This window comes from Anaerobacillus sp. ABA4_114 (assembly GCF_056159065.1).
In genome coordinates this window covers 2,656,829-2,670,642 of record NZ_JBSWUM010000001.1, presented here as the reverse complement: position 1 = coordinate 2,670,642, position 13,814 = coordinate 2,656,829, and the positions used below count along the sequence as shown (strand labels likewise).

The 13,814-nt window shown below is 41.7% G+C and carries 15 protein-coding genes; 6 read left to right on the top strand and 9 right to left on the bottom strand.

The window, feature by feature from the left end; translation table 11 throughout:
- Positions 1-2 precede the first annotated feature (2 nt).
- Both ACXAEY_RS13610 and ACXAEY_RS13605 read right to left on the bottom strand, forming a co-directional pair.
- Positions 3-89, bottom strand: a complete 87-nt coding sequence (locus ACXAEY_RS13610) for a YjcZ family sporulation protein (RefSeq protein WP_224882924.1) — start codon at positions 87-89, stop codon at positions 3-5.
- A 160-nt stretch (positions 90-249) separates the two neighbouring features.
- Entirely contained in the window at positions 250-912 is a 663-nt protein-coding gene (locus ACXAEY_RS13605; protein WP_474812543.1) for a haloacid dehalogenase type II, read from the bottom strand.
- Positions 913-1,092: 180 nt separating this feature from the next.
- On the opposite strand from ACXAEY_RS13605, the gene lepB reads away from it, so the two are divergent.
- Together lepB and ACXAEY_RS13595 are read left to right on the top strand one after the other, a co-directional pair.
- Positions 1,093-1,647, top strand: coding sequence for a signal peptidase I (lepB, locus tag ACXAEY_RS13600; protein ID WP_270181494.1), 555 nt, complete (start codon positions 1,093-1,095; stop codon positions 1,645-1,647).
- A 300-nt stretch (positions 1,648-1,947) separates the two neighbouring features.
- Positions 1,948-2,679 (top strand): CAP domain-containing protein, encoded by a 732-nt coding sequence (locus ACXAEY_RS13595; protein ID WP_270181495.1) that lies wholly within the window; start codon positions 1,948-1,950, stop codon positions 2,677-2,679.
- Between the two features lie 49 nt (positions 2,680-2,728).
- Here ACXAEY_RS13595 and ACXAEY_RS13590 read toward each other — a convergent pair whose 3' ends face one another.
- The 3 genes from ACXAEY_RS13590 to ACXAEY_RS13580 form a co-directional block, all read right to left on the bottom strand.
- The gene (locus ACXAEY_RS13590; protein ID WP_474812540.1) at positions 2,729-3,412 is read right to left on the bottom strand and encodes a DNA alkylation repair protein; all 684 of its coding nucleotides are present in this window, start codon (positions 3,410-3,412) and stop codon (positions 2,729-2,731) included.
- 368 nt (positions 3,413-3,780) lie between these two features.
- Positions 3,781-4,797: an SEC-C metal-binding domain-containing protein gene (locus tag ACXAEY_RS13585; RefSeq protein ID WP_474812538.1), complete on the bottom strand. Its 1,017-nt coding sequence runs from the start codon at positions 4,795-4,797 to the stop codon at positions 3,781-3,783.
- Between the two features lie 111 nt (positions 4,798-4,908).
- Entirely contained in the window at positions 4,909-6,564 is a 1,656-nt protein-coding gene (locus tag ACXAEY_RS13580) for a PAS domain S-box protein (protein WP_474812536.1), read from the bottom strand.
- A 173-nt stretch (positions 6,565-6,737) separates the two neighbouring features.
- Here ACXAEY_RS13580 and ACXAEY_RS13575 point away from each other — a divergent pair, with 173 nt between their 5' ends.
- Both ACXAEY_RS13575 and ACXAEY_RS13570 read left to right on the top strand, forming a co-directional pair.
- Positions 6,738-7,751: an LCP family protein gene (locus ACXAEY_RS13575; RefSeq protein WP_474812535.1), complete on the top strand. Its 1,014-nt coding sequence runs from the start codon at positions 6,738-6,740 to the stop codon at positions 7,749-7,751.
- Positions 7,752-8,229: 478 nt separating this feature from the next.
- Positions 8,230-9,075, top strand: coding sequence for a YihY/virulence factor BrkB family protein (locus tag ACXAEY_RS13570; protein ID WP_474812533.1), 846 nt, complete (start codon positions 8,230-8,232; stop codon positions 9,073-9,075).
- Positions 9,076-9,150: 75 nt separating this feature from the next.
- Here the strand turns inward: ACXAEY_RS13570 and ACXAEY_RS13565 are convergent, their stop codons facing one another.
- The 4 genes from ACXAEY_RS13565 to ACXAEY_RS13550 form a co-directional block, all read right to left on the bottom strand.
- The gene (locus ACXAEY_RS13565; protein ID WP_270181501.1) at positions 9,151-9,360 is read right to left on the bottom strand and encodes a heavy-metal-associated domain-containing protein; all 210 of its coding nucleotides are present in this window, start codon (positions 9,358-9,360) and stop codon (positions 9,151-9,153) included.
- A 77-nt stretch (positions 9,361-9,437) separates the two neighbouring features.
- The gene (locus ACXAEY_RS13560) at positions 9,438-9,563 is read right to left on the bottom strand and encodes a DUF6254 family protein (protein ID WP_270181502.1); all 126 of its coding nucleotides are present in this window, start codon (positions 9,561-9,563) and stop codon (positions 9,438-9,440) included.
- Between the two features lie 59 nt (positions 9,564-9,622).
- A complete protein-coding gene (locus tag ACXAEY_RS13555; RefSeq protein WP_474812530.1) occupies positions 9,623-10,465 on the bottom strand; it encodes a polysaccharide deacetylase family protein in 843 nt (280 codons plus the stop codon).
- A gap of 74 nt (positions 10,466-10,539) precedes the next feature.
- The gene (locus tag ACXAEY_RS13550; RefSeq protein ID WP_270181503.1) at positions 10,540-11,817 is read right to left on the bottom strand and encodes an NCS2 family permease; all 1,278 of its coding nucleotides are present in this window, start codon (positions 11,815-11,817) and stop codon (positions 10,540-10,542) included.
- A 193-nt stretch (positions 11,818-12,010) separates the two neighbouring features.
- Here ACXAEY_RS13550 and ACXAEY_RS13545 point away from each other — a divergent pair, with 193 nt between their 5' ends.
- Both ACXAEY_RS13545 and ACXAEY_RS13540 read left to right on the top strand, forming a co-directional pair.
- Positions 12,011-13,282 (top strand): purine/pyrimidine permease, encoded by a 1,272-nt coding sequence (locus tag ACXAEY_RS13545; protein ID WP_474814831.1) that lies wholly within the window; start codon positions 12,011-12,013, stop codon positions 13,280-13,282.
- A 90-nt stretch (positions 13,283-13,372) separates the two neighbouring features.
- Positions 13,373-13,807, top strand: coding sequence for a universal stress protein (locus ACXAEY_RS13540; RefSeq protein WP_474812529.1), 435 nt, complete (start codon positions 13,373-13,375; stop codon positions 13,805-13,807).
- Positions 13,808-13,814 lie beyond the last annotated feature (7 nt).

Here is a 13,814-nt window from a genome sequence, read left to right as displayed (position 1 = left end):
GATTAATAAACGAAAGCAGCACCTACAATGATAAGCAGAATGAAAAGAACTACGATAAGCGCGAATCCTTGGCCATAGCCGTAACCCATTCTAGTCACCTCCTTTAACAAGCTTTTGTTGATCTGTAATAGTATTGTATGTAAGAAGTTATAAATGGTTTGGGCAATTAAGAATGAAAAAAGTCATCAAAAAACTGCCGATGTTTTCTCTCGGCAGTTTCGTATTCCTATATAGGATTGTCGTTTACATTCATTTCTTTAATCCAGTTAAATCATGATAGATCGATGTAGGTGGAAGGCTCAGTTCTTCGACTGGCTGTTCTTTTCGGTTGATCCAGGCTGTGTGGAAGCCGAAGTTCGCTGCACCAGAAATATCCCAACCATTTGAAGACATGAATAAAACGTCGTCCCTTTTAATCCCTAAAGTATCGATCACATGAGTGTATGATGCTGGGGTTGGCTTATACTGTTTGACGTCATCAGCGCTAATAATATGATCGATATATTCAGAAAGAGGCGACTGTTCTACGAGAGGGTCTAACATATCATGGGACCCATTGGAGAATATTGCAATCGTTGCGTTATGTGCTTTAAGCTCTTTTAATACTTCAGCTACTTCTTCGTATACATGAAGCTCTTTGTATGCATCCAATAGCGCTTGTTCATTTTGATGCGTTAACTCCTGACCAGCTTCTGCAACGGCGTAGCGAAGCGCATCCCTCGTGACTTCAGAAAAAGGCCGATACTTTCCCATCATCTGTCTTAAATAACTGTACTCTAGCTGCTTTTTCCGCCATGTTTGGCTTATTGCCTCTCCACTCTTAGGGAAAAGCTCTTCACATTTCTCTATGACTGAGAATACATCAAATAACGTTCCATAAGCATCGAAAACGAATGCTTTGCTAGTATCCATAGATATCCTCCTAAACGTGTGATACGTTAAGTTCATCATAAACTGGTGTAAAAATGAAATCTAATGCTCAAAAAATAGGCAGTTAGACGGTGGCATAGACTAGAAAATTATAGGAAAATCATGCTAGAATATACTGGGAATCTCATAAGGTTAGGATATTATGCATACTAGGAGGATCACATGGAGAAAGAATCTCAAACAAAATGGGTAAAAGAGTGGGCAAGTCCTTTATTATTTGCGGTCGCTCTAGCCTTTGTGTTGAAAATGTTTATCGTAGCCCCCTATATCGTGGAAGGTGCTTCGATGGATCCAACCTTGCATGACGGTGATCGTCTATTAGTAAATAAATTGATTTCATATGTACAAGACGAACCTGCAAGAGGTGATATCGTCATTATAGAAGATCCTGAGAAAGACAAACACTATGTCAAACGAGTAATCGGCTTGCCTGGTGATACGGTAGAAATGAAGAATGATAGCCTCTTAGTGAACGGAAAAGAATTAGAGGAACCTTATCTTACGACGAACCGAAATAAAGCGGAAACGATGGGAATGCAGTTAACTGAAGATTTCGGACCTATCGAAATACCAGAAGGCCAATTGTTTGTCATGGGTGATAACCGGCTTAGAAGCATGGATAGTCGAAACGGTCTCGGTAAGATTGCAACGGATGATGTAGTAGGGCGAGCGGAGATGGTTTGGTATCCGTTCACTGACTTTAGGTCAACAAATTGAGTGCTTAAGAGAGATGCTGTTACAGGTCTCTCTTTTTTGTTACGATTTTGAAATAGTTGAAAAGAATAGTTAATGGCTAGTTATATCCTATAATATGGAATGAATTCCAAGTAACGTTCGCTATAAAATGGCCGAGAAATGGATTGAACCCTTGATGTTAAGGGGTTTTTTCGTATTTATGAGTTTAATAGTCTTTACCAGAGATTTCCCTCGCAGGAATTTTTTACGGTCTTACATGCTCGTTTTCATATGGTACGTTCAATGTGCAAGACATTTTCACCAAAACAAGGAGGAATACCATTGAAGAAATCAATTTTGCTAAGTGTCACAGCGGCAGCAGCTCTGTTGGCAGCAAACCCAGCAACAAGTTCAGCGAGTACAGGAGCTGAACAAAACTCCAACATCGACGTGAAGACACAGTCTTATCAATTTGATAACATGAAGGATTTTCAGTCGTTCATCGAGCGATTCGAAAACCAATATAATATATCGATCCAGGATTCAATCAACTTTTCAAATGGAAAAGTAGAGCAAAAGCCTGCTCCGAAGCAGAATGAAGAAAAAGCTACACCGCAGGCACCGAGTGAGTCAGCTTCAAAGAATGAAGCTCAAAACAACAAATCTCAAAACAACGAATCAAAGCAAGGAAATGAGCTTTCTCAATTTGAACAAGAAGTAGTCGAGTTGACGAACGCTGAAAGACAGAAAGCTGGTTTGCCAGCACTAGAAGTTGATACTGAACTTAGTAAAGTAGCGCAAGCGAAGTCTGAAGACATGAAAGCGAACAACTATTTTGCGCATAACAGCCCAACTTACGGTTCTCCATTTGACATGATGGACCAGTTTGGCGTTGAGTATCGAACAGCAGGAGAGAACATTGCGAAAGGACAGCAAACTCCTGAAGAAGTTGTAAATGCTTGGATGAACAGTGAAGGACACCGTAAGAACATTATGAATGAAAGCTTTACTCATATCGGTGTAGGTTATGTTGAAGAAGGAAACATCTGGACGCAACAATTTATCGGAAAATAACGATTTGCATAGAAGAGGCTGTTGAGACAATGTTCTCAACAGCCTTTTTTTATCTGTTAATAGTAGCTTGTTTCTTAATCACTTTCAGCCCCTCACGCTTGCTTAGTGGAGCGAGTTCATACTGTTCAATAAACAGCTCGACAGCACCAGGGTCTGTCTTTGAATATTCTCTCAACGCCCATCCGATCGCTTTCTGTAGAAAAAACTCTTTTGATTCAGCGTGAATTAAACAGTAGTCTTTTAAAAGTTCAAAATCTGTTTTCTCTTTATACTTTAATTGAAAAAGGATAGCTGTTCGATTCAGCCACATGTTTTCATGATGAATCCATTTTCCCGTAAGCTCTTCTGTCCGTTTTGGGTATTGCATAAAATATGTACCGGCTGTGTTGGAAGCAAGTCCATCGACCGTATCCCACCATGATTTTGTCGTAACAAGAAATTCGATCAGTTCATCGTCATCTACCTCGAGCTGTTTTTTACGAGCAAGTAGTTCTTGAGCTACGTATTGGTATTCTCGTTCTTCTGCATGCCATAGTTCCTTTACAATCGGAATGATCTCTTCTTTAGCAGGTGCGCCATATTCTTTTAAGACAGATCGATAAGCCTGTTTTCTTTCAGGAGTTTTAACACCCAGAAAAGGAAAGAGGTTCCGCATGTATTTCTCCATTTTCTCTGCATTTTCACGATTTCTAAGTGGTTCGAAAGTGGAATAAATATGTTCTGCCGTAAGCATCTTCATCACCCTCCTAATGTCTATCATACAGGAAATAGAAAGGGGAATCTTTGTTGCAAGAGAAAATGTTTACGGAACGAGCCTTCTACAAATACGAAAGAGGCGCGTCTCGCGACGCGCCTCTTTCTAGCTTTAAGAATAAGGAGGTTTTTTCCGGGGGGAAAGGGATGCACTTACTTACTTCTCCTATCAACACCAGTTCCTTTCCGGGTTGAGAGAAAGGTTAACTGGATTGATATCAGTATAGCAGGGGAGGGAAGAGGATTTGGTCTTTATGTGTTATTTTCGATAACCATTACAAAATCTTCGATAATGTTACAAATATGATTCATTGGCAATAAAAAAGGCCGCCGGTTGGCAGCCTTTTATTACTGTGGTACAAGCTCAAATTCTTTTGCCATCGCTTTATACTTACTTGAAATACTAGATGCTGACGTTTCATATTTTTTAGCAAGTGCGCTTTGGCTTACTGAAATGCCGTATTGTTTCGCTGCTAAATACTCGAGTGCAGCTGCGAAAATCGCAGGTTTTCTAATTGCAGGAGATTCTGTTTCACTGTATCTCTTCCAGAATGAGAGAATTTCATCTCGCTGATCAGTACTTATTTCATCGCTTAGCTTAGTAAAGAGGGATGCCACTTCCTGATCTTCTTCTCGTGCCCATTGAAGCTCTGTTTTTTCGTTCTCTTTGCTACCGCTTTTCAGTTTTACAATGTTGCTCAAAACTTCAGGGAATGCAGTATGCATGAGCGTGCGGATCGTTTGCTGATCTTGCTCAAGTTTCATGATGATCGTCTTCATCGCTTCGTTTGAAATCTTAAGTAGCTCGATGAATGGCATTGCTCCGCCTTTTACAGGTAGCATGATACCTGCTACGATTTCTCCTCTTGTAAGATCTGCGCCATCTGGAAGTAAGATACTAAATGGCTGTGAAGCACTGTATTCTTTTACCACTGCCGTGTTCCCTGTTGTTTCTTCAACTAGATAGACAGACATGTAAGCATCGCGCCAATTTTGAACAGCTTCTCTAACTGTATCAGTTGAAAACGTGCTAGCGTAGCGCTGAATGTATTCTTTTACGATCGTTTTATTCCACTGATTAACAGATTGATGGAAGATCGCCCATGGGAAAATGCCGTGCATGTACGTTTCTTCTAACTCTTTTGGTATGTTATAGCGAATGAATAGTTCATTTGCAAGTGTGACCATCTTATAATCATGTTCGCTCATCGCGTATTCAACAAGCTGTGCTTGAATCGTGTAGAGCTCCTGTGTGTAGAGCTGTTCCTCGATTTGACCTTGTGCTGCTTCTGATCCCATACAGCACTTTTTATATTTTTTTCCGCTTCCACAAGGACACGGATCATTACGTTTGATTTTATCCAATGTTGCTTCCTCCTTCAGGTGAACCTTATTCGAACATAAGAGACGAAAGATATTTTAGCATAGATTGGGAAGGAAGGACAAAAAAATTCAAATTGAAACGACTAGTTTGGGCTACTCACACGCCGATTCAGCGAGGGGCAGCTTTACTGTTACCCTTGTACCGATGCCTTCTGTGCTATCAAAAAATAGAGATCCTTTGTGATTTTCTACGATACGGAAGCTAGATAGAAGGCCAAGGCCTGTACCGTCATCTTTCGTTGTATAAAAGGGTTCACCGAGTGTTTTGATTTTATGAGCAGGAATGCCTACTCCTTCGTCTTGAATCGTTATCGTTACCTCGTCATCAACATGATTTGTTTCAAGTGTTACCGTCCCGCCAGTCGGCATTGCTTCGATCGCATTTTTGATCAAGTTGATGAATACTTGCTTCAATTGATTTTCTTCTCCGTAAATACATAGACACTCATCTGTTAACTCCATCTTGAAAGAGATGTTATATAGGGAAGCCTGACTGTTCAATAGCTGGACGACGTATGAGAGTAAATCGTTTATCGAGAGAGTCGTATAACGTTCAGCCTGAGGCTTTGCAAGGACTAAAAGATCTTTAATGATATTATCCATCCGATCGATTTCAGATAGAATGATACTGAGATATGGCGCATTCTTTGCAATCTCTTCATCACGCTGTAGTAATTGAATGAATCCTTTTACAGAAGTGAGCGGGTTCCGTATTTCGTGAGCAACACTTGCAGCGAGCTGCCCAACAGCAGAAAGCTTCTCCGTCTTCAACAAGGCTTCTTCGGTTTTCTTCGTATCGGTCACATCCATAAAAGCAGCCATGATTCCGTTGATCTCTCCCATTTCGTCTTCGATAGGAGCAGTTGATAAAACGGTGTAGACAATCGAGCCATCTTTTCTTTTTCGTTTCACTTCTTTATTTACGATATGGCCATGCTGAACGATTTCAGCGATCGTAATATCTTTTTCATCTTTTGGAACGATGGGGTTCGGTTTTCCGATGATTTCAAAACTACTCCAGCCAAAAATCTTTTCAGCGGCAGGGTTCCAAGAACGGATGGTCGAGTTTAAATCGAGCGTCACGATCGCGATCGGTGAAGCGGATATGATGGCTTGAATCATTTGCTTTGCTTCCCACAGTTCCTTCAAAGCTGATTTATGTTCTGTGATATCTTTTGTCTGAATGATAACCGCATTCTTATCTTTAAAAGAAATAGGGGTGAACGTTGATTCCACATCGATTACATATCCTTCGTCCTTAAAAATTTGGTATTCAAAGCTTTCTGCGACACCAAAATCCTTTTCCTGCAACCGTTTTAGGATCTCTCTTATATGTATAAGATCGACAGGGTCAACGACTCGCGGATGAGTTGGGTCATCTAATACATCCTTCGATCGAACGCCAACCAAATCTAGTCCCGCTTGATTCGAATAAACGATTTTCCCCTCCTGATAGAGTACGATCGCGTAAGGAGACGATTCTACAAGTCTTCTGTATCGTTCTTCACTTTCAGTCAATCGATCCTGCGTGCTTTTATTTATGGAAAGAAGTTGTTTCAATAGAAAGTAAAGTAGAAGACAGGTGATTAAGACAAAAAACCAGCCTTTATACAATCCGATCTGTTTACTGACCATGAAATTATCTGTAATCTGATAAAGGATGGTGTCGGAGAGCAGGATCCATAGAGAACCGAATACGAAATAGCTTCCAATAATAATCCACGGTACATATTTAATTTTTATCTCCACTGCGCTCCATCCCTTCTATTTGGCCTACTTATGTATTTTACAGCTATAAAGCGTGAAACACAAAAAACTTAGTGATCTCAACATTTAGAGCGTGTACCGTCTTTTTTCACCTGCTACTTTCGAATGATCTAAATGTTTCGAAATGAGACTGTTTTAAAGGGGAATTTAGAACAATGAACAACCGATATGGAAAGCGTAGAAGAAAGAGAAGATTAAAAAGAAGCGTTATCCTCGTATTATCACTGCTCTTAATCGGAGTCACCGGCTACGGGGGTTACTTATTTTATAAAGTTTCAACGGTTTCAAAACAGTCTGTGATGGAGCCGGATAGAGGGGCACAATCCACTTTAAGAGAAGAGGATGTGGACATCGGGAAAGACCATTTCTCTGTTCTGCTTCTTGGTGTGGATGATCGAGAAGCATCATCTGATGGGAGAAGCGATGCGATGATGGTCGCTACGTTTAACCAGGATGATAAGTCGATGAAGTTATTGAGTATCCCTCGAGACTCATATGTTGAGATACCAGGGCAGGGGATGGATAAAATCACACATGCTCATGCATATGGTGGCATCGATTTAACGATCCAAACGGTTGAAGGGATGCTCGGCATTCCGATCGATGAAGTGGTCCGAGTCAACTTCGATGCGTTCAAAACGGTCATCGATGAGATCGGTGGTATCGATGTTGCGATCGAGAAACAAAGTATAGTGGATCAATTATATAAAGAATCAAAAGGTGAGGTGGCCTTAAAAGTCGGGCAAAATACGCTCGATGGAAAAGAGGCTTTGGCATTCGCAAGAACTCGTAAAGCGGATTCTGATCTTATGCGTGGACAGCGACAGATGGAAGTTATTACGTCTTCGATCGATAAACTAAGTTCGCTTTCGTCGATTCCAAAGTACGGTGGCGTACTCGAGCGAATAGGTGAAAACCTCACGATGAGCATGACGTTTAAAGAAGCACTAAGCCTTTATCCGTTTATTTCAAACCTTGATTCGATCGATAAGATTCAGCTTTCAGGTGAAAATTATCAACCTGGCTCCACATACTATTTAAAATTAGATGAACCAACGCTAAGTAATGCAAGAATGGAGTTAAGGGATCATTTGAATATTGAAGGGGCGAACGATAGCTTAAATGCGATCGAACATCAAGATGGGGAAGATAAAGAAGGTCACAGTTGATCTCTGATCGAAAAGGAGCAGGTAAATAGCCTGCTCTTTTGCTGTTAACAAAACCAAGATGATGTGGTCCCTATGCCGCAGGAGTTTGAATACCTCTTGCTTTCCTGTGGACGAACGCCCGAGCCTCAAAGTGGACAAAAACCGTCCACTCCGAGTCTCGAACGCCCGTTGGACCACGGAGTCAAGAGGTATTCACTCCTACTAGAATACATTTAAATCAAATAAAACTTTCCGACCGATTATGCTAACAAATCTTTCTTGGCGCTTGATCATTTTAGATAATTTTTATCTTTGAAATATAATAACCTTAATGAAACGTGGCGTGGGCTAAAACTCTCCCCATATTTTAGTAAATAGTTCTTATACCTTTCTCTACAGTATAAAGCAGGCATTCAGCCTGCTCTTTTTCTTTTGAAAGATTACATAGCGATCAATGAGGGTATGAAAATTAAAGACTGAGAGAAAGGGGAAAAGCGACATGATGTCTTTTGTTAAGAAACTCGGAAAAGAAATTGGAGAAGATCGGGTAACAAGTCTAGCAGCTGAACTTGCCTACTACTTTATGCTATCCATCTTTCCTCTGCTCATATTGGTCATCTCAATCCTTCCATACTTATCGATAGAAAAGCAGGAGGCGGTTGACTTTATCACGAAATTTGCCCCAGGAGAGATCGGAGGCATCCTGCAGGATAATGTTGTATCGATTATTAGTGAACCACAGGGAGGACTGTTGACGGTCGGTATTCTTGGTACGATTTGGTCTGCCTCAAACGGAATTATGGCGCTTATACGAGCATTGAATTTGGCGTACGATGTGGAAGAAACGAGGTCATTCATTAAAGCTCGCCTACTTTCCATTCTTCTTACGATCGGACTTATCTTAGCGTTTGTTGTCACACTCGTTTTACCTGTATTCGGTGATCTCATCATCGACACTGTAACGAGGTCCTTGTATTTACCTGAATCAACGGAAATTTTGTTTCGAGTTCTTCGCTGGGTCATAGCAGTAGCCGTTATGGCATTAGTGCTCTCTGTGTTGTATCGCTATGCTCCAAACAAACATTTTCCCTTTAAAGAAGTGTTCATCGGATCGATCGTCGCTACAATTGGATGGCAGGTGATTTCACTCGCTTTCTCTTTCTATGTAAGTAATTTTGGGAACTATTCTGCAACATATGGAAGTCTTGGGGGCGTCATCATCTTAATGCTTTGGTTTTACTTAACGGGACTCATCCTTCTTGTTGGAGGAGAAATCAATGCCCTAATCCATAAGCGAAAAATTGGTGTAAGTGCTCCTAATGATGGAAGTTCTTTAGATGTTTAGGGGTACTGGTATTCTGAAGAGTAGGCACTTGCCTACTCTTTTTTGATGGAAAAAAATAGCCTGCATGGATGCAGGCTATTGTGCAGGCTCGAAGCCGATTCCTTCGATTGTATTGATGATCACGGATACGTCGATCGCCTCTTCATCATATTCGATCGATACCATCTCTTCCTTTAAATCAGCTAGAGCTCTTTCCACTCCACTAAGAGAAAGTAGAGCTTGTTCGATTTCTTGTATACAGTCCTCGCCCTTCATGCCGGCTACTGACACTTTAATTTCGTTCATATGGATAAACTCCCTTCAAATTGTTCACTCTTTGCGTAGTTACCCGATATGAGTGGAGTTTAATCGGCTAGATTGGTTTATGGTGTTTTTTTAGAATCCGTTTCGTTAGATAGCTGCTCAAGAGACTTGATCTTGCCGTGAGGATTCTGTGCTTCTTTCCGTTTTCGGAATTGACGCTCGCGCTGTCCTTTTGATTGACTCATCTCATCATCACCCCTTTTCAGTTGATGATAATTAACATAGCCAGAGGACCTTGCTTTTATTAACGTAATTTATGGTTAGAAAGCTGGACGAACGAGAAGCCCTTTTCTCTAAGAAGCGGTACCGCTTCAATCACACCTTGAGCTGTTCCGCTATTCGGCTGATTCATATGTAATAGGGCAATATCGCCAGGTGAAGCACTCAACAAAGCGGTCTTTACTTGATGACTCGAATAGGTCGCACCGGCATCTCCAAGAATAGAGTAGTTCACAACGCTAATCCCCAAGTCATCTGCGATTTCAACTGCCACTTCATCATAATAAGCAGTCCCTGAGCGAAACATGTTTGGAGACCGTCCTGTTAGCTCAGTGATTTTTTCATGGTTTTTTGCGATTTCATCAAAAGCTTCTTCAACGGAAGAGGTACCATGAATACCCCAGGCAGTTTGCCCTGTAACGGATAGCGGTTTGTGGTCAGTCCCATGGTTTTCAATTTGGAAAAGTGGATCTTCTGCTAATTCTAGAAACTCCTGCTTGTTTTCTTCAATCCAACGGCTGTTCACAAAAAGGGTTGCTGGAACCCGTTCATCCTTCAAATAAGAGAGAAGCTCGTGGTCGATGTCACTTCCGAATGGACCTCCGCATGCATCGAACGTTAGCGCAAGTTCACGATCATTCGTTTGAAAGGACGATTTCACACCCGTCACATGTTCTCCCCATTCGTTAGGCGTTTTATTGATGAAGGAGGAGAGGATCGTTTCTTTATCTTTTAGTGTTGAACGTATCGGGAGCTCTTTCTCATTAGGGATCGTATTTTCGATATTGGAATGGAATACAACGTTTTCCTGCTCACAGCCAACAAGCAAGAAACAAAGCAAAGCGAAAGTCATTTTTTTCAATATCATCACCTATTTACCAGAATATCACAGGTTTTTAGGAAACGTTAGACAAAAAAACGCCCCCGGTGGGGACGTTTTTGTTAAATTCCGTGGAGGAAGAAGTTGATGAAAAACAAGCTCGCGATTACATACATTGGAACCGGTACATCTTTTCCTTTACCAAGCGCTAGCTTCATGAAAGGATAAGCGATGAAACCGAACGCAATTCCGTCAACGATACTGTACGTAAGTGGTATCATCACGATGATTAAGAATGCTGGAAAGCCTTCTGAGAAATCCTGCAGCGAAATGTTTTGAATCGACGTAATCATCAAGCCACCAATGATAATGAGCACTGGTGCAATCGCTGAATCAGGAATCATCTTGAAGACAGGTATGAAAAACAGCGAGGTTAAGAACAGTAGTCCTGTTGTCACGGACGTCATGCCTGTTCGACCGCCTGCTGCGATTCCAGAAGCACTCTCTACTGTCGATACAGTCGGGCTTGTTCCGAAGAGTCCAGCTGATATAGCAGAGATCGAGTTCGCTTTGTAGGCTTTTGAGAACTTAGACTGATCTGGAAGCAGTCCATGAAGAAGACCCATGTTTTCAAAAACGAGGATCATCGCCATCGAAAACGTTGCGATCCAGAACGGTAATACTAAGAAGTCTTCAAAAGACATCGCTGCGAAAACCGATGCATATGAACTGAACGAGAAGCCTTCCTGTTGTTGACCTGTTTCGATCAATCCCATGCTCCATGCGATAGCAGTACCGATCAGCATGCTGATCAAGAAATGACCTTTAATGTTTCGAATGAAAAGCAAGGCTGCGATTGCTAATGTTGCAAGCGTTGCAAGAACGTGGGCTGATCCTATATCTCCGAGTGCAACGAACGTTGAGTCACTCGACACCACGATTCCACCTTTTTGAAGACCGATGAAGGTAAGGAAAAGTCCTATACCAACTGTAATTGCTTCTTTAAGTGAAACTGGAATTGCTTTTGAAAGTAACCCTGCTAGTGGTGTGAATGCCGTGATCGCAAACAGAATTCCTGCAATAAACACGGAGGCAAGCGCAACTTCCCAGCTTAAGCCCATCGACTGTACCATCGTGAACGTGAAGAACGCATTTACGCCCATTCCTGGAACGAGTATGATCGGTGCGTTTGCATATAGACCAACGAGCAAACACCCAAAGACCGAGGTGATGACCGTTGCGATCATCCCAGCTTCAAACGGAATGCCTGCATCTGCGAGGATCGAAGCGTTGACAGCTGCGATGTAAACGATCGTAAAGAACGATGTTAAACCTGCGAGTATCTCCTTTTTCAGTGAAGTATCGTGAGCTTGAAAATCAAAATTAATTTTCGTTTTCACTATATTCCCTTCTTACTTTTTTATCCCTCTCCCACCCGTGACTTTGATAAAAAATCAAATCACCAAGAAAACAGTATAACAGAGGGAAGGTACGTTGCCCAGTGGAAAAATTCGTAATGACCGCTCAAGTACCGTTTGTTATGATGGAAAAGGAAGTTTGGAACGTATCACCAAGAAATGAGGATTCAATATGATGAGAAACACGTTATCTGCTCTTCAATGGGCTGTCTTTATGATTGCAGGATCGATTGTTGCACCAGTTGCGATTGCGAGTTTGTTTCATTTAGATCCCACTGCAGCAGCGGGATTTGTACAGCGAACAATGTTTGTCCTAGGTGTAGCCGGAATTTTACAAGTTACCGTCGGACATCGCCTGCCAATTAACGAAGGACCTGCTGGATTATGGTGGGGAGTATTTGTTCTGTATGCAGGATTAAGCGGAACGTTGTTTGGTTCTGAAATCGAAACACTACAAGCACTTGAACTAGCCATGATTGCAAGTGGAATTCTTTTTATTCTATTGAGCGGGCTAGGACTAGTTGAGAAACTATCAAAACTTTTTACACCTGTTGTAACGGGGGTGTACCTATTACTTCTTGTAGCACAGCTCAGCGGGTCTTTTCTAAACGGCATGATGGGAGTTGGCTATTTAAAAGAAGGGCTCGATCTAAGAATTGCAGGTTTGTCACTCGTCCTTGTGATTCTATCGATTTGGTTCTCACGCAGAATGCCACCCGTTATTCAGCAATATTCCATCCTGATCCTTATGATGGTAGGGTGGGCGATTTTTGCTTTGTTAGGCTTAGCTAAACCGGTCGTTTTATCAGAAAAGTCACTCTTAAAGCTACCTGAAATCTTTGCTTTTGGTATGCCGATTTGGGACTCCGGTATGATCGTAACAGCAGCGCTCGTCACGCTATTGCTTCTTACGAACATGATCGCGAGCATCAGGGTAGTCGAAGAGGTATTGAGTAATCTGAATAACGAGCGGCCGAAGTCTCGGTATAAGCAAGCAGGGTTCATTTCAGGAATCAACCAGCTCCTTGGTGGCGTATTCTCAGCAGTAGGAAGTGTTCCAATATCAGGTGCTGCTGGATTTATTATCACAACAGGCATTAAAAAGCGGCTTCCGCTTATAATTGGGAGTGCATTGATCGTGCTCATCAGTCTCTTTCCAGCCGTGATGGCCTTTTTTGCGGCTCTTCCTGAACCTGTAGGATATGCCGTTATCTTTCTAGTTTTTGTGAAAATGGTGGGAATTGCTTTCAATGAGTTTAATAAGGACACTTCAGAGGGAAAAGCATTTATAATAGGCATTTCCTTTATGGTTGGTATCGGTACGATGTTCATACCGCCAGAAGCCTTTCAAAACACGCCGCCTATCATGGCGTCAATCTTAAATAATGGTTTAATATTAGGTTCGATCACTGCGATCGTCACTGAGCAAGTGTTGTATAAGAAATAAGCATAAAGGGTTGCCTATTGTGATCATTGTCACAGACTCCGGACGTAAGACTTGGTATGTTATAAGCAGATCAGGAAAGGAGAATGACGTATGAAACAATATAGTAGAGTCCTGGTTGCTTTTGACGGATCTGAATTGAGCGTAAAAGCACTCGAAGAATCCATTAAGATGGCTCAGGAGAACCCAGAGCTTCATCTCAACATCGTAACGGCTCTTAATCCTACAGCTCAAATCAGTTCAGCGGTCATTTATGCGAGCGTATTGAACGAATTAAGGAGAGATGCTGTTGAGATGTTGGACGAAGTAAGTAAAAGCGTGAAAAAGCGAATTCCACAGGATGATTTAAGTACGATGGTGCTTGAAGGAAATCCTGGCGAAGAGATCGTCAAGTATGCAGAGGAAAATGAATGTGATCTTATCGTGATGGGGAGCAGAGGGCTCAGTGGAATCAAAGAGATCTTCCTTGGTAGTGTAAGTCATAACGTCTTACAGAGAGCAAACTGCCCTGTACTCGTCATTAAATAGGAAATCC

What these genes read in the sequence shown, in the direction of transcription:
- ACXAEY_RS13555 (WP_474812530.1), bottom strand. Translation starts at nt 10,465, where the DNA reads ATGATATTGAAAAAAATGACTTTCGCTTTGCTTTGTTTCTTGCTTGTT.
- ACXAEY_RS13605 (WP_474812543.1), bottom strand. Translation starts at nt 912, where the DNA reads ATGGATACTAGCAAAGCATTCGTTTTCGATGCTTATGGAACGTTATTT.
- ACXAEY_RS13570 (WP_474812533.1), top strand. Translation starts at nt 8,230, where the DNA reads ATGATGTCTTTTGTTAAGAAACTCGGAAAAGAAATTGGAGAAGATCGG.
- ACXAEY_RS13565 (WP_270181501.1), bottom strand. Translation starts at nt 9,360, where the DNA reads ATGAACGAAATTAAAGTGTCAGTAGCCGGCATGAAGGGCGAGGACTGT.
- ACXAEY_RS13545 (WP_474814831.1), top strand. Translation starts at nt 12,011, where the DNA reads ATGAGAAACACGTTATCTGCTCTTCAATGGGCTGTCTTTATGATTGCA.
- ACXAEY_RS13590 (WP_474812540.1), bottom strand. Translation starts at nt 3,412, where the DNA reads ATGCTTACGGCAGAACATATTTATTCCACTTTCGAACCACTTAGAAAT.
- ACXAEY_RS13540 (WP_474812529.1), top strand. Translation starts at nt 13,373, where the DNA reads ATGAAACAATATAGTAGAGTCCTGGTTGCTTTTGACGGATCTGAATTG.
- ACXAEY_RS13610 (WP_224882924.1), bottom strand. Translation starts at nt 89, where the DNA reads ATGGGTTACGGCTATGGCCAAGGATTCGCGCTTATCGTAGTTCTTTTC.
- ACXAEY_RS13560 (WP_270181502.1), bottom strand. Translation starts at nt 9,563, where the DNA reads ATGAGTCAATCAAAAGGACAGCGCGAGCGTCAATTCCGAAAACGGAAA.
- ACXAEY_RS13575 (WP_474812535.1), top strand. Translation starts at nt 6,738, where the DNA reads ATGAACAACCGATATGGAAAGCGTAGAAGAAAGAGAAGATTAAAAAGA.
- lepB (WP_270181494.1), top strand. Translation starts at nt 1,093, where the DNA reads ATGGAGAAAGAATCTCAAACAAAATGGGTAAAAGAGTGGGCAAGTCCT.